The sequence below is a fragment of the Bradyrhizobium sp. cir1 genome, from assembly GCF_014198245.1.
GTDB lineage: Bacteria > Pseudomonadota > Alphaproteobacteria > Rhizobiales > Xanthobacteraceae > Bradyrhizobium.
In genome coordinates this window covers 71,926-94,357 of record NZ_JACIHE010000020.1, presented here as the reverse complement: position 1 = coordinate 94,357, position 22,432 = coordinate 71,926, and the positions used below count along the sequence as shown (strand labels likewise).

At 57.8% G+C, this 22,432-nt stretch carries 16 protein-coding genes and 3 pseudogenes; 13 read left to right on the top strand and 6 right to left on the bottom strand.

The features are described 5' to 3' along the window. Positions 1 to 2: 2 nt before the first annotated feature. Entirely contained in the window at positions 3 to 683 is a 681-nt protein-coding gene (locus GGD63_RS30845) for an HAD family hydrolase (RefSeq protein ID WP_183247624.1), read from the bottom strand. A gap of 10 nt (positions 684 to 693) precedes the next feature. After that, positions 694 to 1,314: a hypothetical protein gene (locus tag GGD63_RS30840; protein WP_183247623.1), complete on the bottom strand. Its 621-nt coding sequence runs from the start codon at positions 1,312 to 1,314 to the stop codon at positions 694 to 696. An 817-nt stretch (positions 1,315 to 2,131) separates the two neighbouring features. On the opposite strand from GGD63_RS30840, the gene GGD63_RS30835 reads away from it, so the two are divergent. From GGD63_RS30835 to GGD63_RS30825, 3 genes are all read left to right on the top strand, one after another. Beyond that, complete coding sequence (locus GGD63_RS30835) at positions 2,132 to 2,338, top strand: hypothetical protein (protein ID WP_183247622.1); 207 nt, start codon at positions 2,132 to 2,134, stop codon at positions 2,336 to 2,338. 577 nt (positions 2,339 to 2,915) lie between these two features. Then, positions 2,916 to 4,361, top strand: coding sequence for a hypothetical protein (locus GGD63_RS30830; RefSeq protein WP_312013442.1), 1,446 nt, complete (start codon positions 2,916 to 2,918; stop codon positions 4,359 to 4,361). Positions 4,362 to 4,785: 424 nt separating this feature from the next. Then, positions 4,786 to 5,373 (top strand): FkbM family methyltransferase, encoded by a 588-nt coding sequence (locus GGD63_RS30825; protein WP_409334106.1) that lies wholly within the window; start codon positions 4,786 to 4,788, stop codon positions 5,371 to 5,373. A gap of 291 nt (positions 5,374 to 5,664) precedes the next feature. On the opposite strand, the gene GGD63_RS30820 is transcribed toward GGD63_RS30825, so the two are convergent. From GGD63_RS30820 to GGD63_RS30810, 3 genes are all read right to left on the bottom strand, one after another. Beyond that, positions 5,665 to 7,140, bottom strand: a complete 1,476-nt coding sequence (locus GGD63_RS30820; protein ID WP_183247620.1) for an aldehyde dehydrogenase family protein — start codon at positions 7,138 to 7,140, stop codon at positions 5,665 to 5,667. Positions 7,141 to 7,233: 93 nt separating this feature from the next. Next, entirely contained in the window at positions 7,234 to 8,163 is a 930-nt protein-coding gene (locus GGD63_RS30815) for a dihydrodipicolinate synthase family protein (protein ID WP_183247619.1), read from the bottom strand. A gap of 260 nt (positions 8,164 to 8,423) precedes the next feature. Then, a complete protein-coding gene (locus GGD63_RS30810; protein WP_183247618.1) occupies positions 8,424 to 9,476 on the bottom strand; it encodes a LacI family DNA-binding transcriptional regulator in 1,053 nt (350 codons plus the stop codon). 280 nt (positions 9,477 to 9,756) lie between these two features. Between GGD63_RS30810 and GGD63_RS30805 the strand changes: the two genes are divergently transcribed. The 10 genes and pseudogenes from GGD63_RS30805 (at position 9,757) to GGD63_RS30765 (ending at position 21,410) form a co-directional block, all read left to right on the top strand. Continuing rightward, complete coding sequence (locus GGD63_RS30805) at positions 9,757 to 11,355, top strand: acyl CoA:acetate/3-ketoacid CoA transferase (RefSeq protein WP_246785719.1); 1,599 nt, start codon at positions 9,757 to 9,759, stop codon at positions 11,353 to 11,355. 16 nt (positions 11,356 to 11,371) lie between these two features. Beyond that, positions 11,372 to 12,136 carry an enoyl-CoA hydratase/isomerase family protein gene (locus GGD63_RS30800; RefSeq protein ID WP_183247617.1) on the top strand — a complete coding sequence of 255 codons (765 nt, stop codon included), beginning with the start codon at positions 11,372 to 11,374 and terminating at the stop codon, positions 12,134 to 12,136. Between the two features lie 50 nt (positions 12,137 to 12,186). After that, positions 12,187 to 12,975: an enoyl-CoA hydratase-related protein gene (locus GGD63_RS30795; RefSeq protein WP_183247616.1), complete on the top strand. Its 789-nt coding sequence runs from the start codon at positions 12,187 to 12,189 to the stop codon at positions 12,973 to 12,975. Between the two features lie 116 nt (positions 12,976 to 13,091). Beyond that, a complete protein-coding gene (locus GGD63_RS30790; protein ID WP_183247615.1) occupies positions 13,092 to 14,438 on the top strand; it encodes an MFS transporter in 1,347 nt (448 codons plus the stop codon). Between the two features lie 65 nt (positions 14,439 to 14,503). Beyond that, positions 14,504 to 15,655, top strand: coding sequence for a glycoside hydrolase family 88 protein (locus tag GGD63_RS30785; protein WP_183247614.1), 1,152 nt, complete (start codon positions 14,504 to 14,506; stop codon positions 15,653 to 15,655). A 72-nt stretch (positions 15,656 to 15,727) separates the two neighbouring features. Next, positions 15,728 to 16,219 (top strand): Lrp/AsnC family transcriptional regulator, encoded by a 492-nt coding sequence (locus tag GGD63_RS30780; RefSeq protein WP_183247711.1) that lies wholly within the window; start codon positions 15,728 to 15,730, stop codon positions 16,217 to 16,219. A gap of 239 nt (positions 16,220 to 16,458) precedes the next feature. Continuing rightward, a pseudogene (locus GGD63_RS40345) lies at positions 16,459 to 16,596 on the top strand (antirestriction protein ArdC); the annotation flags it as partial. Beyond that, a pseudogene (locus GGD63_RS30775) lies at positions 16,593 to 16,963 on the top strand (DUF2958 domain-containing protein). The pseudogenes GGD63_RS40345 and GGD63_RS30775, both read left to right, overlap by 4 nt. Before the next feature lie 424 nt (positions 16,964 to 17,387). Then, complete coding sequence (gene nodU, locus GGD63_RS30770) at positions 17,388 to 19,049, top strand: nodulation protein NodU (RefSeq protein WP_183247613.1); 1,662 nt, start codon at positions 17,388 to 17,390, stop codon at positions 19,047 to 19,049. A gap of 741 nt (positions 19,050 to 19,790) precedes the next feature. Continuing rightward, the gene (locus GGD63_RS30765; RefSeq protein WP_183247611.1) at positions 19,791 to 21,410 is read left to right on the top strand and encodes an ATP-dependent Clp protease adaptor ClpS; all 1,620 of its coding nucleotides are present in this window, start codon (positions 19,791 to 19,793) and stop codon (positions 21,408 to 21,410) included. A gap of 404 nt (positions 21,411 to 21,814) precedes the next feature. Here GGD63_RS30765 and GGD63_RS30760 read toward each other — a convergent pair. Beyond that, a pseudogene (locus tag GGD63_RS30760) lies at positions 21,815 to 22,162 on the bottom strand (cytochrome C); the annotation flags it as partial. Positions 22,163 to 22,432: the final 270 nt, after the last annotated feature.

Sequence of the window (22,432 nt, the reverse complement as noted above, 5' to 3'; positions counted from 1 at the left end):
ATTCAACACCCCGCAAAGAAGCCATGCCTTTGCAGGATGGGCAACAGCTCGTGATGGTTGTTGATCGTGTAGTCTGGACGCGCAGCTTGCAGGCGGGAGGTCGAAACAAATCCTCCGGTAATAGATATGCTTGTCAGCCCGAGATCACGTGCAATATCGGTCTCGACGGGCATGTCGCCGATGATGAAGGTGGACGACGGCTTCAGGTTGTGGCTGTGCATATAGAGCCGAAGTCGCTCGCCTTTGCTCATGGATTTGTACTGCGTGGCGCGGCTTTCAAACGCGAGCACGTCGGTAATGTAGTCATGCACCCCAAGTCTCCTCAGCTGGGACTTCAGAGGCGCGACTATGTGGTTGCTGAGGATGATGAGTAGCGCGGATTCTCGTCGCGCTAACTCGATCACTCTGCGCGCCCCCTCACGCAAATCGGCCTTATCCGCAAGAGGCTCGTATGTGTCGTGGAACAGTGCGCCCTCGTCACGCTCCACTGCCTCGACCTCCTCCTGCGACATTCCAAGGCTATGATAGAGACGAGAGAGGGGAACATCACAACGATCTCGAAAGGTCTTTATATCGATGCTCGGACGACCGAAGCGGTCCAAAATGACATTGGTCGTTTCGAGAAGCGCATAGGTGTCATCGAGCAGTGTTCCGTTCCAGTCGAATACGAGAGCGGGTTTCATGATCTTGACCTCAAACGGGCATTGACAGGAAGAGCGGCCAGCAACGCTTCCAAGTGTCTACCGGCGCGCTGCCGTCCAGCGGGGGCGGCATGTCGAACGTGAAAGGTGAGAGATCGATGTCCTCTGGCCTGTTGGCTAATACGGATACAACGGCGCGGAAGGGCACATGAATTATCGATGCTGCTTGGATCGCCGTGGCAATGTTGCCCTCAAGGAGTCTGGGCGCTGGCGGCTCCATCTTGTGGAAGCGAACGCATTGGGCGCGCAGTTTGGACGGCAGCCGCTTCAATGCCTGCCAGAATGCGAGCTGATCTAGCGTATCAATATCCGCGCCGTAGTAGTTTGGCGCAACTATGGGGGGAGAACCAATCGCCCAATGTACGGCTTCGGCTCCAGCGGCAAGGAGCATCGTTGTGACGGCTTGGCTGGTATCGCCTCGAACGAGGGCTTCGTCGACAACTCTTACGGTCCGTTCAGCTGCGGCGGGTTCCGACACTCGATACTTCCGGGCAATGCGAAATTGCCGGGCGCCGGTTCTGCCGAGGAGCGTTCGCTCAAGAAATTGCGTTGCTACTACGTCAATACGCACGGCAAGCACGCCCTGTTCGGCGAGAGATGTCAAACAGGCCATCGGCGTACGGCCCCCAAGTATTTGGCATGGAGGACACGATTGGCGGCATCAAGAGTGGCTCTGCTTGAAGCCGCTCCGCAACGACTCTCCCCAAAGAGAGCCCGATGTTGTAACGGCTTTGGCGGTGTGAATGACCCTCGACCGACGTGTTTGGACGTCCCAAATAGAGAGCTTGGTAGGCGCAGAGCTTCGCCTTACGTCCTCCGCAGTGCAGGGCATGGTCAACGCCGGCGACGACACCCGCTTGCCCACAAAGTGCAAGTGTCGGAGTCATTTTGTTCAGCAGGTCAACGATACGCGGCGATGGTTCGCTTGAAGCGCATAGAAACGCACCGGCGAGAGCGCACATACAGTCACCCACTTGTTAAGGAGTCGCTCTGGCAGGGCGCCTCGTTGGCACTTCGCTTCATTCTTAAGCAAGCGTCGTACCAGCCCTTTGCATATGCCGGCTGGCATTTCCGGAGCGAGGAGAGTTGGGAGGCAGGCCATTCTAACCATCGGGTGGGTATTGTGCGTCGTTTAAGCCCCCGCGATGTTCAGGATGCTACGACCATGTGCGAAAAGCGTCACACGGCAGCGAGCAGGTACCTGGGCTTAAAGTCGGCGAAAGCCTTCTGATTTTTTCACTCATGTCTTCCACTTTGCGTCCAGCCCAGCCACCAAAGCGGGGCTTAAGGATGACCAGACTAGGAAAAAGGGCGCTAAGCAGGCCAGAGCGTGGCGTTCGACGCTCGCCTGATCAACTACTAACGCTGGTGATTGATCAGGACCATGCATCTTGGCCATGACGCACCGTGTCGCTTGCGCGGACCAGCGCATGACGATGCACCTTCAGTGTGGTCAGCAACTGCAATATGTCACCTTCAACGGCTCGTCGCTGCGCGCGCGGCCAAAGAAGCTTTCACTCGAAGGCGAGGTGACTGCGGCTTACGGAGCCGCAATGGTTGCGGCATTTCAGGTCCTCATCAACTGTCTTGAAGAAAGCGACGCTTTGTTGCCCGGTCAGTTTCCCGCTCAACTTTAATGAGCGTGCAAGAGTCCTTTCTGGCCTGATTCGAGGCTGTGCGCTTTGCCGAACAATGGAAGGGAAAAACTCGCCGTGGGTAGAAACAGTGAGACTGGGCATGACCGATGGGGTGCGGCGCGCAGACTCCAAATATCGTAGCGCTGCCTACGATCGCGGTTACGACTTCAGCTGGATCACGGGCTAGCATAAGACAAGAGAACCATCATTCAAGCTTGGCTCTTTTTTGTACCCAACGCGTCAGGTTTCCGACAACCTGTCCAGGATTGAACTAGACGAAATCCTCCTTTCCAAACGAACCGCCTAAATCTTTCGATTTTAGTCACTTGAATCGCAGCGATTTATGGCTGGTACGGCGCTTGCTTAAAGAGCGACGAACCGGACTCCTCGCATGTTCGCGGTTTGATGCGTCCACCTGGGGCGGACCGGGGGGCGTCGGAAATTTAAAGCGAGGGGAACTAAGAGCGTGTCCGGTGTTGCTGCAGCGTTTCTATGCTCTTCGAGCAAGCCACCGGCGACGGTTTATGATCAGCTGCAGTACATGCTTCCGAAACTTGCGCTTCGTGGGCAGGCGGGAGTGAGCGTTGCAGCTTTCATGCACAAGGAAGGTATTCGATATGCAAAAGCGGTCGGCCTTTCATGCGGCTCAGTTCGGATTGAACACGTTGAACAGAATTTGAGGTTTAGGCCCCATGTTGCAATCGCACAGATTCATAGCCGAGGCAGCGGCACCGGCGACGTTTGGCCGATCTGCACTACTGAGAGCGCTAGCCGCAATTTCGCGATTTCTTTAGATGGAGCTGTGATCAATTCCAGTGAACTTAGGAGAGAATTGCTGGGTGACGGCTATAGACTGGACGGCAGCACAGATGCTGAACTCTTGCTCAATTGGATTGAAGTCTCTTGCGAAAGAGAATATTGGCGAAAAAATCTGCCAGTCAGCTATGAAAAGCTCTTTCGCGACATTGATGATCGAATCGATGGCGCTATCAGCGTGCTTCTCCTAGACAGAGAAGGAAATCTGGTCGCATACCGTAATCGATTTGGTTTGCGGCCATTGGAATTTATGCAAACAGATGACGGCTTCTTGCTATTTGCTTCAGAAAATTGTGCCTTTGTCCGACTAGAGGGTAAGGGGCAGCAGCTCTTACCGGGCCACATCAAGTTTGTAGACGGGAAAAAGGGGCACTGCGTTGATCATCCCCTGAGAACTGGACGACACAAGGCCAAACTCTGCGCCTACGAAACTCTTTACTTGGGAAATCCGAACACATCTATCGAAGGCCAAACACATCGAGAAACTCGTTACAAGATCGGAGTCGCTCTCGGCGGCCTGGTTGCGAAGCGGCTGCAAGGAGCACCAGACTCCACGCCAGCAATCGTGTCCTCCATGCCTCATACGGGGGGGCCGTACGCCGATGGGCTATTTGCATCACTCGCCGAGCACGGCGTGTTAGCCCGCCGTCAGGAAGTCGTCGCGACACAATTTCTCCAGCGAACTCTCATTGGAGCACCCAGCGAGCGAGAATCCCGCATTGCCCAAAAGTACCTGGTGCAGCAAACCAGCCTTGCGGAAAGCACGATAGTAATTGTCGACGAGGCTCTCATTCGTGGTGATACCAGTCAGGCTGTCACGAAATTGTTGCTTGCCGCTGGGGCAAAGGCCGTACATTGGGCGATCGGTTCGCCACCAATAGTGGCGCCGAACTACTACGGCGTGGGCATCGACACTTTAGAAGAGTTGGCATTCTGGCGGATATGGAAGCGATTGCCGCCCGAAGAGCGCAAGCAAAGCCTTCGCTTTCACAAGATGGAGCCGAAAATTCTCAAAATTATCGAGTCTAATATTGCCGCATTCATCAACGCAGCCACCATAACATATCTGCCGTTTCCGGTTCTAGAAGCCATGCTGCCCAGCCACGACGGCTTCGATCTGTCACCGTTTACATTCGAGATGCCAACCCCTGCGGGACAGAAGCGCGCGGATAGGAACTTCCGTGAACTGATAGCCGATCTCCCTTAGTTTCGGCCTTGGAATCACGGTCGACATCAGTTGGCTCATAGTTAGCGACGCCCGGCGGGCATGAGCTGCGGCTCAGCTTTAACCTGGCCATGAAGCCGGCGAGTGGCCCATACAAAGAGCCGCGGCATGTTCTATCGACGGCTGCCCAGACACAAGAAAAGTTTTGATAAACGGCAGGCGGCTCCGTCAAGGATGTCAACTGCCAGCAACGTCAGTTGCCGCCGGACGACTACGATGCGACAGCTATCTTTAACGGCTTACATTTGGAGGTCAAGTTCATGTTTTCCGAGTTTGAAAACGAGTGCATAAACCGGGAAGTCGCCAGGTTCAATCTTCCCAATTCTCGGATCAAGCACTTCGCTCCAGTTAGCTACGCCCAAGCCGGAGAAGACGTTATTTTGGAAGGAATCTTGGCTGCGAATCTTTGCAAGAACCAAAGATCTTGGGAGAGCGTGTTCTATGTCGAGATCGGCGCCAATCACCCCATCACCCCATCTCCACCTCGAATACCTATCTTATGTATCAGAGAGGGGCGCGAGGTGTTCTGGTCGAACCAAATCCCGAATTGGGAGCGCTGATCCGGACAGTGCGTCCGAGGGACGTTCTCGTGCCGTCCGTTGTCCTGCCGACTCCGCGGGCGTCTGCCACCCTTTTCATCGGAAACGCGCATGAGTTGTCTTCTCTGAATGAAGCACATATCAAGAGCTTCGGAGACTTCGACGGCCTAGGAGGAGTCCGAGAGCATATCGAGGTGAGCGCTGTCGGCATCAACGAGCTACTGACTCCGTATGCAAACAAGATCGATTTCTTGTCGATCGATTGCGAAGGATTAGACTACGATCTCGTCAAGGCCATCGACCACGAGCGCATCAAACCTGCTGTGATCCAATGCGAGCCAAGTGAGCATTTTCTCGGGGGCAACACGGCTCGCATGATAGATCTGATGGAGAGCAGAGCGTACCGTCTTGCTGCCATCACCGATCTGAACGTCATCTTTGAGAGATTGAGCTGATGTAGCCTCTTAAGGTGGTTCGTTGTGTAGTTCTCTCCGGCGCTCCCCACTTGTGGACATGCAGGCGCAAGATCTCCCCAGCGCCTTGACCGGCCACCATAATGAGCTTCACAGCTCGAGGAGGGAGAGGGATGAACCGGCGCATCGGAGGATTCCAAGCACTGCAGAGTTGCGCGAAATCTTCCTCGCGAAGGGTAACTGTTGAAAGAGGTTCGAGCCAGCCGGCCACTCAAATGCCTGCCTCCGACGTGATTTGATCAGCGCGAAACGGGAATCTGCGGCTTACGGCACTCACGACGCCAACTTAGTCTTGGGCACGTAAGGACCGTTGCCGTCGAAAGTGTATGCGGTTTTCACCGTGGTATAGAACTCCTGTGCGTAGCGGCCCTGCTCGCGCGGGCCATAGCTGGAGCCTTTGCGGCCGCCGAATGGCACGTGGTAGTCCACGCCGGCCGTCGGCAGATTCACCATCACCATGCCGGCCTCTGCATTGCGTTTGAAGTGGGTAGCGTATTTCAGGCTGGTGGTGCAGATGCCCGAAGACAGGCCGAACGGCGTATCGTTGGCCAGTGCAAGCGCCTCGTCGTAGTCCCTCGCCCGGATCACGGTAGCGACTGGCCCGAAAATCTCCTCGCGCGCCACACGCATCTCATTGCTCACTTCCGTGAGCAGCGCGGGCGCTAGATAGAAGCCGGGTACCTCGCGTTTCAGGCGCTCGCCCCCGGCAACCAGCTTTGCGCCTTCCGCTTTGCCTATGCTAATATACCCCAGGTCCTGTTCGAGTTGGCTCTCGTCGACGACCGGGCCGATAAGCGTCCCGGCTTTCAAGGCATCGTCAATGACAAGCCCCTGCATCCGCTCTTGCAGGGCGCCTACGAAGCGATCGTGAACGCCATCTGTGACGATCAGCCGCGACGAAGCCGTGCAGCGTTGGCCGGTCGAGAAGAAGGCGCTGTTCACTGCGCATTCCACTGCGAGCGAGAGATCGGCATCATCAAGGACCACCATGGGGTTCTTGCCGCCCATCTCGAGTTGAAGCTTCTTCATCGGTTCAGAGGTGATGCAGGCCAGGGCGATCTTGCGCCCCGTCGGCACTGAGCCGGTAAAGGAGATGGCCGACACCTTTGAGCTGTTGAGCATGGCCTCACCAACCACTGAGCCCAGGCCCATGACGAGGTTGAATACACCTGCCGGCACTCCGGCACGGACGATGATCTCGGCGAGCGCATGAGCCGAACCCGGGACGAGCTCGGCAGGCTTGAACACGACCGTGTTGCCGTAAGCAAGTGCTGGCGCGATCTTCCAGGCTGGAATTGCAATCGGAAAGTTCCAGGGCGTGATCAACCCGATGACGCCAACGGGCTCGCGGGTGATCTCTACATCGATGGACGGCCGTACGGATGGCAGCTTCTCGCCCGCCATCCGGAGGCACTCGCCAGCAAAGAATTGGAAGATCTGTCCGGCGCGCGCGACCTCACTGATGCCTTCTGGCAAGGTCTTGCCCTCCTCGCGCGAGAGCAGGCGGCCGAGTTCGTCCTTGCGAGCGAGGATCTCGTCGCCAATCGCCTTCAGAATGTCATGCCGCGTCTGGATGGTGGAGCGCGACCAAGCCGGAAACGCATCGCAAGCGGCGGCTATCGCGCGCTCAGTCTCAGCAGCCGAGGCGCGGGCATAATCGCCCACAACATCGTTGGTATTGGACGGGTTGATATTCGGCGACGCCTCCGCGGCGGGAAGCCATTCGCCAGCAATATAGTTGTTTGTCATCGATAAGCTTTTGAACTCGAATGGACTTGCAGGTGCAGAAACTCTCGGCCTCGCTGGTTAGCTCGCCAAGTAAGTCACTTCGTGCAGAAGGCGTCAGCGTCCCCAGCGGAGGGCCAACGGGTTGACGCCACGCGCAAGCTCAATCAGCCCAGCTTTCGTCTTGGGATGAATTTGCTCCAGCGGATGCCGCACAGCGTCACACCTGATGACGTTGCCCTCCCTCATAACGCTCTTGGCGGCGCGCAGGCCACATTGGCGGTTCTCGTAATTGATCAGCGGCAGCACTTTTGCATAAGCAGCGGCCGCTTCCGTGTTCCGTCCCGCCATATGATGATCGAAAACAGGGCGCAACAAGTCGGGACATAGCGCGCTCGACATCGTTCCGGTCGCGCCAGCTTCCAGATCGGCCATCATGGTAATGGCTTCTTCTCCGTCGAACGGGCCCGCTATGGCGGCTTCTCCCGCCTCGATCAGGTTGCGCAGCTTCGCTGCAGCGAACGGGACTTCGATCTTGAAATAGTTAACGGACGGCACCTCTTTTGCCAGCCGTACAAGAAAGGGTACCGAGAGCGTTACGCCGCTGAGCGGCGCGTCCTGAACCATGATTGAGATTCTTGCCGCATCGGCCACACGAGCGAAATGCTCGATCATATGGGCTTCGTCCGCCTTGAGACCCGAGCCGTGGTAAGGCGGCATCAGCATGAGAAGGCTTGCGCCCCGTTCGGCTGCATACCGTGCGCGTTCCACCGCGATGCGGGTGCTGAAATGGCTGCATGTCACCATGACCGGCTTGCGGCCAGCAACATGTGACAGGCAGAGGTCGACCAGCAATCTGCGCTCGTCATCTGACAACAAGAATTGCTCTGAATAGTTGGCCAGGATGCAAATTCCGTCGACCTTCTGGTCGATCATGCAATCCAAAATGCGCCTTTGTCCCTCTAGGTCGAGATCTCCAGAGTCCGTGAATGGCGTTGGAGCGACCGGAAACAGGCCACTATAGAGAGGGCTTTTTTGGGCTTGCATGAGCCAAGATCTCTTTTCGGGATGAATTCAGAAGCATGGGGGGGAGCAGCCGATGTGGGGCCCCGCCGATGGATGAGCGCAAGTGTGCTACGGCTTGTCTTTGAGAACTGGCCTCCGTGTTCGAGCGGCTGCGAAGAATCGATTCGGTCGGTAGTTGGAAGCGCCTCTGCCCGCCGTCCACGATTTGAATTGGCCTGAGGAGGGCGAACATCGATAGACGAGGAGATCACCCAGGCAACAACACGCGGATTCGCTCTCTGTCATTGCCGATCTCTCGCGGGCGCAGTTGACTCTCGAACGATCAGCCGCGTTTCCAGTTCGACCCTGGAGTGTATGTCCATCGAATTTTGATCGGCTAAAAAGTAGTTGGCGGCCTCTTCTCCCATCAGGCGAGCCGGGACGTCGATCGTCGTAAGGCTGGGAGCGAGATAATCGGCAATGTCGAGGTTGTCGAAACCGATCATCGATATGTCTTGGGGGACGCTCAATCCAGTATCCTTGCAGGCGCGCAATGCTCCGACAGCAAGCACGTCGCTTCCGCAAAATATCGCCGTCACATTCTTATTTTGATTAAGAATGAATTTAGCTGCGGCTCGGCCGCGGCTGAACTCATAGGGCGATTCCACCACCGCGATGCTGGAACGGTCTATTCCGCGACGTTCGGCCGTGGCGAGGAAGCCCTCAAGGCGACCAGATGCACGATCGTTCTCGCGCGTTACGCCAGCAATGACTGCAAGATTCTTGTGGCCGAGGTCGGCGAGGTAGTTTGCCGCCAACGCCCCTCCGCTGCGATTGTCAAAGCCCATGCTGGGAATCGAAACGTCTTCCGAGAGGGCGTAGGTCACAGCAAACTTGACGTTATGTTCACGCAGCAGTTTGAGAGTTTCCTTCCGGTGATAGGAGCCTACGAGAATGACGCCATCGACCCCCTTTTCGATGAGGTTACGGACGACGCGAATTTCCCGATCCAGGTCGTAACCTGTTGCAGAGTAGACCAGCGACGCGCCGGCTGGCGCTAGCCGGCTCTCCAGCCCTTCAAGCATTCGAGTGAAGATCGCGGCATCTAACGTCGGAACTATCAAGCCAATCAGTCGGGAGCGCGACGATCGCAGTGCGCGTGCTGATCCGTTGGGAACGTAGCCAAGTTCGTCAACGAGCCGGAGAATGCGCTCCCTCAAATCGATCGCGACGGTTTCAGGTCGGTTGAGCACACGCGAGACTGTGGCGATAGAACATCCGGCGCGCTTGGCGATCTCGACAACGGTCGGCGATTGCCTGCCTTGATCAACGCGGGCCATTTTTTCCAACGCCATAAGTTTTAGTCCTTCTCGCCTGCCAGAGGCAGACCGTCGTCGACCAGAATTTGAAATCGTTGTCATTCTATATCGAAACGGATCGTTGGGCAACTCGTCAAATAGCTACTTAAAAACAATGGCTTGCCCTTTCGATCGTTCGCGTGACATCATTTCGCTTGCGCGATCGCGCCATTGGATGTAAACGTTTTCAAAACATCGCAGTCGATGCGGTCAGCCTCGATCGCGAGGCGGGCGGGGGTTGGAAACGGTGAGCCGGCATTCGGCCAGTGGAGAAACTATGCAAGCGAAAAAGAAAATGCGAACGGGCGAGGTGCCGATCATTACGGCTCGGCAAGCCGTGTCGCTGATTTCAGATGGCGACTGTGTCTACTTTGGCGGTTCAGCCGGAGTTGCGATCCCTGAGCTAATCATCGACGCGCTTCGCGACGTTCATTCCGAGAGCGGGGCTCCCAGGAACTTGATGCTAGTAGGGACGGTGGCCATCGGCGACTGGGCTACGACAGGATTCAACAAGTTGGCAGCCCCAGGCCTGGTGCGCCGAGTGGTGGCGAGTGGCTTAAACAATTGTCCTGCGCTTGGGCGCCGTGCGCTGGCCAATGAAATTGAAGCTTACACCCTCCCTCAGGGAGTCTTGGCGCAGCTCACTCGTGAAAACGCGGCGGGGCGACCCGGCGTAATCACGAAAGTGGGCCTCAGGACTTTCGCCGACCCCCGGATTGGCGGCTGCAAGCAAAGCGAGTGCAGCAAAGAGGATATGGTTGCTGTTGTTGATATCGAAGGAGAAGAGCACCTGCTCTACAAGACCTTCCCAATTCAGGTTGCGATTCTGCGGGGTAGTATTGCGGACGAGAAGGGAAACATCTCCCTCGAAGACGAGGCCTATGTCGGGGAGAGCATGTCGATTGCCGCTGCCACGCGCCGCTGTGGCGGAACAGTCATTGTCCAGGTCAAACGGATCGCTGCAAACAATACCCTAAACCAACGAGAAGTGAGAATACCTGGGGTTTTGGTTGATTATCTCGTCGTCGATCCCAATCAGCGGCAGACCTATGCAACGGAGTATAGCCCCGCGTATGCCGGAAAAATGCGCGTGCCGGATGGCAAAATCGCCTCGCTACCGTTCGATGTAAGAAAAATAATTGCGCGACGCGCGGCGCTTGAGTTGACCCCCGGAGCTACCGTCAACATCGGCTATGGCATCTCGAACGGAATTGCGGTCGTCGCAGCCGAAGAAGGAATATATCGCTCTGTTACACTGACGGCCGAGCAGGGGGTGATTGGCGGTATTCCTGCGCCAGGACAGGACGCCGGCGCCGGCACGAACTACGACATGATCGCGCCGCAACCGGATCAGTTCGATTTCTACGATGGCGGCGGGTTGGACATCGCATTCTTATCTTCAGCAGAAGTCGATCGACACGGCAACGTCAATGTTAGCCGCTTCGGCGACAAGATCATAGGACCTGGCGGCTTCATAAACATTAGCCAGGGCGCCCGAAAGGTTGTTTTCTCCGGCACTCTCACGGCGTCGGGATTGAGGGCGATCGCGGATGATGGCTCTCTCGTTATTGCAGAGGAGGGAACGGTCAAAAAATGGGTGAAGGACGTCCTTCAGATTACCTTCAGCGGAGCTTTTGCAAAGGAGCGCCAGCAACAGGTTGTCTTCATCACCGAACGTGCCGTGTTCAAGCTTACACCGAAAGGCCTGATGCTGACAGAAGTCGCGCCGGGTATATCAGTCGAAAAACAAGTGCTGCCGAATATTGAGTTCGACGTCGTCGTCTCGCCCGACCTGAACTTGATGGACGCGAGGATATTCAAGAATGAGCCGATGAACTTGTCGGCGCGATTCCACGATGGCCTCGCGCAGGCGTAGGGGGGGGGCGGCTGACGTGAAGTTTGTTTCAAGAGAATACGAGGACAAGGTCGAGATCCTGGCGATGAATCGGCCAGAGCGACGCAACGCTCTGGGCGAGGACATGCTGAAAGATCTGATTGAATCGGTGGGCCGCGCGGCCAACGACAAGGATGTCAATGTAATATTGCTCGCTGGAAACGGCCCTGGCTTTTCAGCCGGTGCAGACCTCAAAGACTTTTCAGCCGGCGATATCAACGACACGTTCGACCTGAATCGCCGACTCGGTGCCTTTGTCCGTTCGCTCGCTCTTGTCAGAAAGCCCGTCGTCTGCGCTGTCGACGGATTTGCCTTGGGCGGCGGCTTTATGCTCGCAGCCTCATGCGACGTTGTCATCACGGCTCGAGGAGCGCGCTGGCATTTGCCCGAAGTGTCTCTAGGCTGGTTGCCGGGCTTTGGATTGGAGTCTCTAGCGGCACGCGTCGGGCCGTTCGTAGCTCGCGCCTTGAGCTGGAGCCCGACCGCGATCGATGGGGTGGAAGCTCATCGGTTGGGGCTGGCTGACATTCTGTCGTCGCCAACTGAAGCCGCTCGCGACACCGCGCTCCGCTACGCCAAAGGTCTGGCGAAAATGCCGCCACATGCCGTGCGGACCACGAAACAATTCTTCTCCACTTCAATAACCGCCAGGGCAGAAGTCATGGATGACCTGGCAAATCGATACTTTGCTCAGGATATTTCTCACGAAACGGCCCGAGCAAATATGCAACGCTTCCTTCCGAAGAAGGCCGCCGGCGCGTAGCCTCCGGCTGCAGCAAAGGCGCTTCACGCGGGTTGTTTTCAAGGTATGAGATGAACCACCTCAGCCAATCCCTCGTCGTCCTTGAGCGGCCTGACCCAGCCATACTCCTGCTACGGCTCAACCGTCCAAGACAACGAAATGCGCTGAGCGCAGCCCTGCTGGGCGAGCTTGCCGACGCGCTTCGTGCGGCTCGTTCGGACGATTGTGTGCGATGCGTCGTCCTCAGTGTCGATGAACACGCCTTCTCCGCTGGTGCTGAGATCAAGGAGATGCGGCAGCACGGCTTCGAGGCGCTGAGCGATCCCACACGGCAGGATGCATGGGATATCATCGCCGGCTTCCCCAAGCCGCTCATTGCGGCCGTGCGAGGCGTGTGTCTGGGCGGCGGTCTCGAACTCGTGATGCTCGCTGACATCTTGCTGCTGGCGGAAGACAGCGTCCTTGCTCAGCCGGAAATCACGATCGGGATCATGCCGGGAGATGGCGGCACACAGCGGTTAACACCACGCATTGTTGGCAACCCCTTGGCCATGCAGATGGTGTTGACAGATGAGCCAATCAGCGCGGAGCGGGCAGTCGCTGCGGGAATCGTATCCGAAATGCTGCCGGCGTCCCAGGTCCTCGGGCGCGCGCTCGCAATAGCACGCCTCATCTCGAATCGCGCGCCGATCGCTGCCCAATCAGCCAAAGAATCGAGTCAGGCAGCTTACGAGACGCCATTGTCGGCGGGTTTGGCGATTGAGCGGCGCGCGATCCGGTATGCACTCACCACCAACGATCCAAAGGAGGGCATGGCTGCCTTCATCGAAAAGCGGCAGCCGTTATTCTCCGGAAATTGACGGGGGACTGACCTCGGATCGGCCCGGGGATTAGCGACGCAACGCGACAACACCCAAAGTGGTGCTGTCGCGTCGAAATGTAAACGTTTTCATCATAAACAAAACGGAGGGAATGAATGACCACTATTGTTGAAGCCATCGCTGCAGCCACGCCGCAAACCATGGCGCCGGCCGCACCGAATGAGAAACAGGTCGCCACGAGGAGCATGACCATAGCCTTAGGCGGCGGTGTAGCCCTGGAATGGTACGACTGGACCGTCTACGGAATGATGGCTGCTTTTCTGTCGCCACTCTTCTTTCCGTCCAGTGACCCGACGACGTCGCTGCTCGCCGCACTTGCCGTGTACGGTGCGGGTTTCTTCGCGCGACCGGTAGGGGCAGCGATACTCGGACCCATCGCCGATCGGGTCAGCCACAAACGGGTGATGATGATCTCGGTCACGGCGATGGCCTTGTGCTCGCTCCTGATTTCCGTTTTGCCGGGTTACAAGGAACTTGGTGTTGCCGCCGCGGTGATATTGCTGCTCGTCCGGCTCATCCAGGGGCTTGCCACCGGCGCTGAAGCGGGTGTTGCCAATGCCATTGCGATCGAACTTGCACCCCCGGGTAAGGAGGGGCGATACCTTGGTCTGATCAGTGGGACATTTATCCAGCTCGGTGTCTTCGCGTCCAGTTTGGTTGCCTTTTTGGTAAGTGCCTCGGTTGCTCCCGAGACAATGCACGAATGGGCGTGGCGACTGCCCTTTGCCGTCGGCGGAGCGCTCGGCCTGCTCATCATTTATCTACGCAGCAAACTGCCGGAGACCTTGATCAAGCACGCCATGCAGCGCGACGAGTTGTCGCGCACTCAGGAGACCACAGGCGGCGTTTGGAAGACGCTCTGGAGCGTACGGCTTTCGCTGCTCGCCGTCATCCTGGTTGTTGGAGCGGTGCAGATCGCGAACTACGCCTGGAACGCCGGTTTGCCCAACCTGGCCAACGGCGTGTTCAAGGAGAACAGCACCTGGGTGTACGGGATTACGACTCTTATGGGCGTGATCTGGATCGTGACTGCGCCCTTCGTAGGCGCCTTCGCGGACAAGGTTCGACCCTCGCGCGCATTCACGCTACTCCGGCTGCTGCTCGTCGCGTGCTTCTTCATCACTTTGCTCTATTCCGAGAAGAGCATTTCCACGTTCTTCTTCGTGATGGTGTTCGGAGGTGCGGTTGTCGGTTTCAACATGGCTCTTTACAACTTCATCGCAGCCACCCTGATGCCTCGCGCGGTACGTACGACCGGCATCGCAGTCGGGTATGCGCTCGGGGTGTCACTGTTTGGCGGAACGTCGCCTTATTTGCTGGTGTGGTTGCAGCATGCGCAGATGGCCTGGATGTTTCCCGTCTACGGATCTGTAATCGCGGTGCTCAGCGTGGTCGTTTATCACGCCGCAAAGAACCGAGGTCACCTCTACATCGGCGACTGACGTTAGAGCCGCTGTAGACAATTCTGGCTTTGCTTGGACCCAAAAGCGCTTTCTCAGGAGAAAACATGTCGAGCAACGACTTCTTAGCTGCGCGTGAGCGCATGCTGACGCGTATCGCGCAAACGCGAGATGCCTCCACGACTGGCCTGCCACATTGGGCCCGCCTCGAAGATGGAAAATGGACGTTCACATCCGATGGTGATTGGACTGGCGGGGCCTTTGTGGGCGAACTCTGGCTCGCCCATCTTGCCGATCCCCAGCGCTTCCCGATGTCTGACGCGCACGCCGCCTTGGCCCGGATGCTACCTCGCGCCCCGCGCCGAACGGCATTCAAGGGGTTTGGATTCTACCACGGTGCTGCCCTCGGAAGCATTTTGTTCGGGGATGAGATGGCACGCGATGCAGCGCTTACGGCGGCTAGGTCGCTGGAACAGATGTTTGACCCGAAGCTAGGTTTGATACCACTAGGCCAGGATGCTGAGGAAGCGAACGCCGTGGGGCGCGCTGAAAGCAGTATCGACTCTCTCCAGGCCACCGGCCTGCTTTACTGGGCCGCGGACCAATTGAGTGACCCGCACATGGAAGAGGTCGCCAATGCCCACATGCGGAGGGTATTGGAAATCCATGTGCGACCTGACAATTCGGTAATCCAATCGTCCACGCTCGACCCGCAAAACGGTAAGGTGCTGAGAACGCACACGCACAAGGGATATAGCGATGTGAGCACCTGGGGGCGTGCGCAGGGTTGGGCGATGCTCTATACCGCTCATGCGGCCATGGTTCGCCCCAAAGAGCCTTTGTGGCGCGAATATGCGGTGCGTGTGCTGGACTGGTGGATCGACCACGTCCCCTCCGATCTGGTTGCGTATTGGGACTTTGATGATCCAGCGATCCCGACGACGAGTAGGGATACGGCGGCCACTGCTATCGCTGCGGCAGCATCCTTGCGGCTTGCGTCCGCGCTCGGGTCCACCGGGGGCGCAAAGTATCGAGACTTCGCAGAACGTACCGTGACTCAGCTGGCCTCGGAGTACCTGACGCCCGTTGGCCCTTCCGACAAGCGTCCGCGTGGAATGCTCACAGGGGGATGCTTCACCCGAAAAGCAGTTGCGCGGGATATCGACACGGCGCATGACGCGGAACTGATATTCGGTAGCTACTTCCTGTTTGAGTCTCTTGCGATCCTCACCGGCCTCGTGACCGTGGGGCGGATCTGACCCTCTCGGATCGTTTCCTGCACTCGGCGTATCGAAGCTGCGGTGAAATTCACCTCCAAGGCTGGAACTGTCATGCACTACGATCGGATAGACGCGCGTATCCTCGAGATCATGCAAACGAACAACCGCCTAACTTCCGAGGTAATCGGTGAACTGGCGGGGCTTTCTGCCACGGCATGTCAACGACGAATAAAGAGGCTCCGTTCGGAAGGCCTCATCGAGGCGGATGTCTCAATCGTTTCGCCGAAGGCCGTTGGAAGATCAATCCAAATGCTTGTACTGGTTACAATGGAGCGGGAGCGCTCGGATATAATTGATAGATTTAAGAAGGACATCAAATCTTCAGCTGAAGTCGTCAACGGCTTCTACGTTACGGGCGATGCTGACTTTGTCCTTTACGTTACCGCACGTACCATGGAGGACCATGAGCAGTTCACTAGGCGCCTCTTTTATAAGAACCCGGACATCAAATGCTTCAAGACGATGGTCGTATTAGATCGGGTAAAAGCTGGCTTTGCTGTTCCAGTTGAGACCCCTCCCTCTGACAGGCTAACCAATCGTTGATGGTCGTCTCAATCCTGCAAGTCCACATAGTCCCCAGTTCGCACCCTGAAGTGATAACGGCGGCCCGCCCCACGGCAAGCTCCTATCGAGGGTTGCGTTTCGTCGCACTAAGATTTCGCTAAGTTATCCTATTGCTGCTCGTTAGCTGAGCGACAACGAACTTGTTCCTCCAAGTACGCCCGCTCCTCCGCACTCAGCACCAACCGCGCGCTTGGCCCGGCGATCACGACGTTCCTTGCTCCTACCTCGAGGTGCTGCGCGAGGACAATCGCGCCGTTGTCCGCGCCGCCTCCCAGGCGAGTAAGGCGGCCTGGATTCTCGGCTTCCTGCCAGCTGACGACCAGACCCAGCGCGGCATGGACAGGAGGGCGACATGATCCTCCTGACCCCGAGATGCGCGAACGCTTACTCGCCAACGGCGGTGAGCCTGACACCGACCACGTGTCCGTAGTCAAATTCTCAATCCACTCGGTGCGGGAGTCTGGCTTGCGTCCGAGCTCGATGCCGACGGCGACACACTGTTCGGCCTGGCTGATCTGTGTGAACCCGAACGGGGGTCGTTCAGTCTGGCAGAGATGATGGCCGTCCGTCCGCCGCTCGGCATGGGAATCGAGCGCAATCTTCTCTTTGGAGGGCATGGTTCCGATCTCGGTCCGGGTCGAAGCCGCGCGGCGGACCGGCAGTATTCGGGCGGCGGGGCGCGTGCTCTACGCCGCGGCGCGAGCCAAACGAGAGAACAACTGACGCTCGTCTTCGCCGTGACTTTGTAAGGGCGCCGGAAAAGAGAGCGCGACCCTTAGGCGTCGAGGGCATCCACGTCTCTTTGTCTTCACGCAACACGGGCGACGGTGCAACGATCAGCGGCTGTTCGCGACGTTGAGCGAGATCCCAGCTCGCTCGGAGAAGGCACAAGGCGCCGCAGGTCGTGCGCATTGAAATTGTTGCAGCATGCCCGAGTGGTTGGTCTGAAACCGAACGCGCTCGGTGTCACGAATCGATCAAGCCGCCGCCAACCTCGACTTTGATCAGACAGTTGCCAGCGATTCCTCGGATTGGAACTGGCCCAGAGCGTGCATCGTGACTGTGGGAGCCCATCTGACTGTCGCGACATGAGCAGCAGTGGGGGCGCCTTCAAATCGATGTATCTGACATTAGGTTCGGAGACTGTATGCGAATCTGCGGTATCAAACTGACCCATGACGGAGCAGTCGCCCTTGTCGAGAACGGACGGTTGGTCTTTTGTGTCGAGCAGGAGAAGCGGGACAATAACCCGCGATATCAAAAACTCCACAATCTCGATGCGGTTGTTCACGCCTTGGCACAGCACGGTTTGAATCCGCGGGACGTTGACCGGTTCGTTATCGATGGATGGTGGGGCGAGGTTGAGTCACAATTTCAGGTTCTCAGCGGGACTGCACCGATTGCCCTCAAAGGGGCACCGTATGTTGAGGGCGATGCCGAAGGCCTTCTCGTAGCGCACGACGGCGCTGGGCTGATGCTCAAGGAGAGCGCCTTCCCCTATAAAAGCTATCCGCATGTCACAGCCCACGTGGCTTCCGCTTTTTGTACCAGTCCTTTCGCCAAGGCCGGGCAGCCCGCGTTCTGCCTGGTTTGGGACGGCGCCTCCTTTCCACGGCTCTATCATGTAGAATGGCGCGCAGCCAGGTTCCTCGAGTGTCTCTTCCCGCTGATCGGGCATGCTTATGCCGCCGCAGGCTATCACTTCGGGCCTTACAAGCAGGCGAACCGGACCAAGTGGGACCTCGGTGTTGCGGGCAAGTTGATGGCCTACATCGCGCTCGGTTCAGTCGATGAGAGCATCGTCGAGGTGTTTCAGAAGCTCTACGAAGAACACTTCAGCACGTTTACAGAGCCAGTCGGTCGTTGCAGCGAAGAAGCCGCGCTTGAGCCTGTCCATGCGTTCTTCGATGCCTGCGCGCTACGGTTCAGGGCCAAACCCGCCGCAAATGTGCTTGCATCCTTCCATTGCTTCCAAGAGCGACTGCTCGTTGGCAAGCTCGCGAGTGCTATACAGAGACATTCGAGCCTTCCCGCGCGCAATCTGTGCATAACCGGCGGCTGCGGTCTCAACATAAAATGGAATAGCGCATTACGGGCTGCAGGCTTGTTCGATGATATCTGGGTGCCGCCCTTTCCGAATGACAGTGGTTCGGCAATAGGTGCTGCTTGCTCCGCGTTGGCGGCGGAGCACGGTTTTGTACCATTGGAGTGGTCCGTCTATAGTGGTCCAGCCGTGGAAAGAGGCGACGTGCCGTCCGGATGGAGCGGCGCATCATGCAGCATGCGTCAACTTGCAACCATTCTCGCCAGCAACAAGCCCGTCATTTTCCTTGCAGGCCGCGCGGAGCTTGGACCTCGGGCTCTGGGTAGCAGAAGCATACTGGCGTCGGCAACATCGCCGCAAATGAAGGACCGTCTCAACGACATCAAACTTCGTGAGCACTTTCGGCCTGTAGCGCCAATATGCCTGGAGGATCGGGCGCCGGATATTTTTAGCCCTGGAACGCCAGACCCTTACATGCTGTTCGAGCACCTAACACGAGCAGAATGGCGGGATAAGATCCCCGCTGTTGTGCATCTGGACGGATCTGCACGATTGCAGACTATTTGCAGGACCTCTCAGCACAAAGTCGCCGAGCTTCTCGTGGAATACGAAGGTCTAACGGGCATTCCGCTACTATGCAACACCAGCGCCAATCACAATGGGCGCGGTTTTTTCCCCAATGCGGCATCTGCGTGTCAATGGGACCGCGTTGACCACGTGTGGTGCGATGGCATGCTGTGGACGAAAACAGGCGGCGGCGACTGAGCGCCGCCCGGTACTGCTAGCTCTTCTTAATTGCCGAGGCCCTCCGCCGCATCAGAAGTGATGAGACGCAGCACAAGTCATCGGACATTGCGGTGATTGGGGGCGAGGTTGTTAGCCCCAGTTCGATCGTATCCTGGCGGGGTGGCCAATCGCTAGCTTATCCAAAAGGGGGAATATCGGTTGAGAAAAGTCCGACCGGAGTGTGGCTAGTGCCGTCGGCAGAACCGCGACGGTGTGAATTTCAGCTCGCTAATCTGGCCACTCGCGAGCTTGAAGAAGAGAGGCTCATGCCGTTGTTCCTGCAAGGCGCATTTGAAAATCGTTGCCGCGGCCGGCATGCAATTTGCTGAAAGATCCGGAAACGAGAGCGGCTGGATGACGAGCAGTGACATCATTCGCCTTTACACCAACACGGGCGCGTAAGGACTGTAGGAGAGAGCACAACTGTGAGGATACTGACAAAGCCCAAACATGCCGTCGCCCAGGTCCACGACGTGATTGTGCGTTTGGTCCGCTCCGGCCTGCGTGTCCTTACTCGGCTATCGCAGTCGATTGCGCCATTCGGCCCAATCGACGCCGGCCTTGATGGGGTGCACCGTGAGCGGCCAATGAGTTCTCCGGCAGTCGATGCAGCTGAATGGCCTGGACGGCAAAGCGCAAGTTCCTCTAACAACCGAGCAACGAATGGAGCGCATCAGGCGAAGTAAGGCCAATCCGCTTCACTCATACTAGGAGCTTCAAATGGGTCATCAAGTTTGCACTGTGCCCGAGTCAGTACAGCTGGTTTTTCAAGATGCCGGTGAGACGCCGCGCGGTTTCGTGGTGGATCTATTCCGGGAGGTGTTCGGCAGACATCAGCGCGATGCCTACGCCCTTTCCATGTTGATCGAACGGCAGGACAAGGCCGCGTGCGGCCCCTTCCCGCCGTCAGTTGCAAAGGCGCTCTTCGATGCGGCGCAGGAACGAATCCGAGCTGAAGGACATACGTTGCAAATCACCTCCGAGCCTGCTGGCGAAACCGAGGTGCCAGATCCGTCCGAAATCCACTTGGAATTGGCCCGTGACGCGGTTGCCTGGCATTTCGCTGATATCCCGCCGAACAGCCTCGTGACTATGCTGCGGCAATTTCCCGGCCACATGCGCGCGGACATCCAGATCGCAATCGACAAGTTGTTCGCTGCGCCGGTCCGCTTCTTTGGCCTGCATCAGCGATGGGTTTTGGAGAAGCTGTCATTCGCGGAGCTCCGGCGCGCCGGAAACGATGCCGTCTTGCTGGCCTCGCCACAATACCAGGAGATCGACATCGGTGAGGCTACGCCAGTCAAATGCCTGCACAATGGGCTGTGGCTATCCGAGGCGAACGAGCTTCGTTACGCTGTCGTGCTGTACTATTACCGCGAGCCAGTGCAACAATGCGGGACCGACCCAGAGGAGATGATGCACATTGAGGTCGCGGTGCCCGCCGGCGCGGCCGGCGAGTCTTTCGCGCAGCACTGCTTCGTTGAACTGGAGAGAGCGGTACAATCTGCCAGATCGTACCGTGGCAAGATCCTGTCCCTCGAGAGCGGTTCGAATTACAGCGGCCGTTCGCGCGGCGTTACGGTGCATCGTTGGCCCCGGGTAAACCGCGCGGACGTGATTCTGCCCGAAAAGGCGCTCAAACTGCTCGATGGAAATGTATTGAGCTTTGTCGGAATGCGCGATGCGCTGCGCCGGCTCGGCCAATCGACACGCAAGGGCATCTTGCTTTATGGCCCGCCCGGCACCGGCAAGACCCACACGATCCGATACCTCGCAACTAACCTGGCTGATCAGACCACTCTAATAATGGCAGCCGGGGAAGTCGGTGCGCTCGGTGAATATATGAACCTCGCGCGACTGTTGCAGCCGGTATTGGTGGTGATCGAGGACGTCGATCTGATCGCGCGCGACCGCAATGAGATGCGAGACGCGCGCGAAGAATTGCTGCTCAACAAGCTGCTCAACGAGATGGATGGGCTGAAGGAGGACGCCGAGATCCTGTTCTTACTTACCACCAACCGATTGGAAGAGCTCGAGGACGCGATCGCGGCGCGGCCTGGCCGGATCGACCAGGTCATCGAGGTGCCTTTACCTGATGCTAATGGCCGCGACAAGCTGGTGCGGCTCTATGGCAAACGCCTGCCACTCACTGAGGCTGTTGTCAATGAAGCCGTGCGACAGAGCGAGGGCCTCAGCGCCGCCTTCATCAAGGAGTTCATGCGGCGCATCGCGCAATCGTCCATCGCGCGCGATGGCTGCAGAACGGTCATCTGCAATGATATCGACCAGGCACTCGACGATATGCTGCCGATGAGGGGGCGCACATGGGCGGCCGCGTAAGCTGGATCATGAGCCGCGACAAGGGAGCAGGAGGCCCGTCCCAACCGCGCTAAGGTCGCGCATCTGCAGGAGCCGATGAGCCTGTGGGAACGGCGGGACTGCTTGTTCATAGAGGCGGATCGGAAGATGATCCGCTATGGCTCTAGCCGTCCTCTGGACGCGGCTCTTTCGCGTCGTCGCCACCGAGCGGCGACGTTTTCGCTCCGGCCGGCCGACACCAATGCAAAATGAAGAGGCCTTTAAGGTCAGCTGAAAATCGCGGCCCCGGGCGCGACGCCCATTACCCTCTGCGCGGCCTGAATGAGGCTGGCAAATGGCACGCGCACTAACGGCGCGCGGGCGACCCGGGCGGAATGTCGAAGGTAGCGGCGCCGACACACACAGGTCGACGGGCAACGCATCGCTTATAAGGTCTTGAGATACTCAACAAGCGCTCGGCGCTCGCGTTCGGTCAATTCTGGTCCGATGACGCCAGGCGGCAGCTTCGTGAAGTCGGTTTCCTTGCCCTCGAACGAATGTCCGCGATTGCTGTTGCCAAGCAGCGACACATCAAAGTTCGTAAGGCCGGCCGCACAGCTCTGGGTCGCCTTTGCCTTCGTAACAAGCCCGACCTTGATCGGGTCGAACGCACGACTGCCGACGCAAAACGAGGTCGGCCGTTTGGCTTGCGGCACCAACATGTCTCTCAGTGTCGGAACGGACCCATTGTGCAGATAAGGAGCCGTCGCCCAAACACCGTCCAAGGGCCGCGCCCGGTACTGATGGCGCGAGCCCCGCGCTCAGCGTATAGGTTGCTCCTGCGGGAAAAACAGGCACGTTCGGCGTCCGCGAGATGCCCGAGGCCTTCGCAAACCAAGCCCCGGCCGCAAGCTCATTGGTTGATATACGCACGGACGACCCTTCGGGATCGTGTAGGAAGCTCCCGACGGCTTGCCGTGGAAAACATCAGCCCGGCTCGCAATTGTGACCGAGTATCTCCTCTCGCGGTATAGACGTCCGCACGCCTTTGGATGACGGCGCCG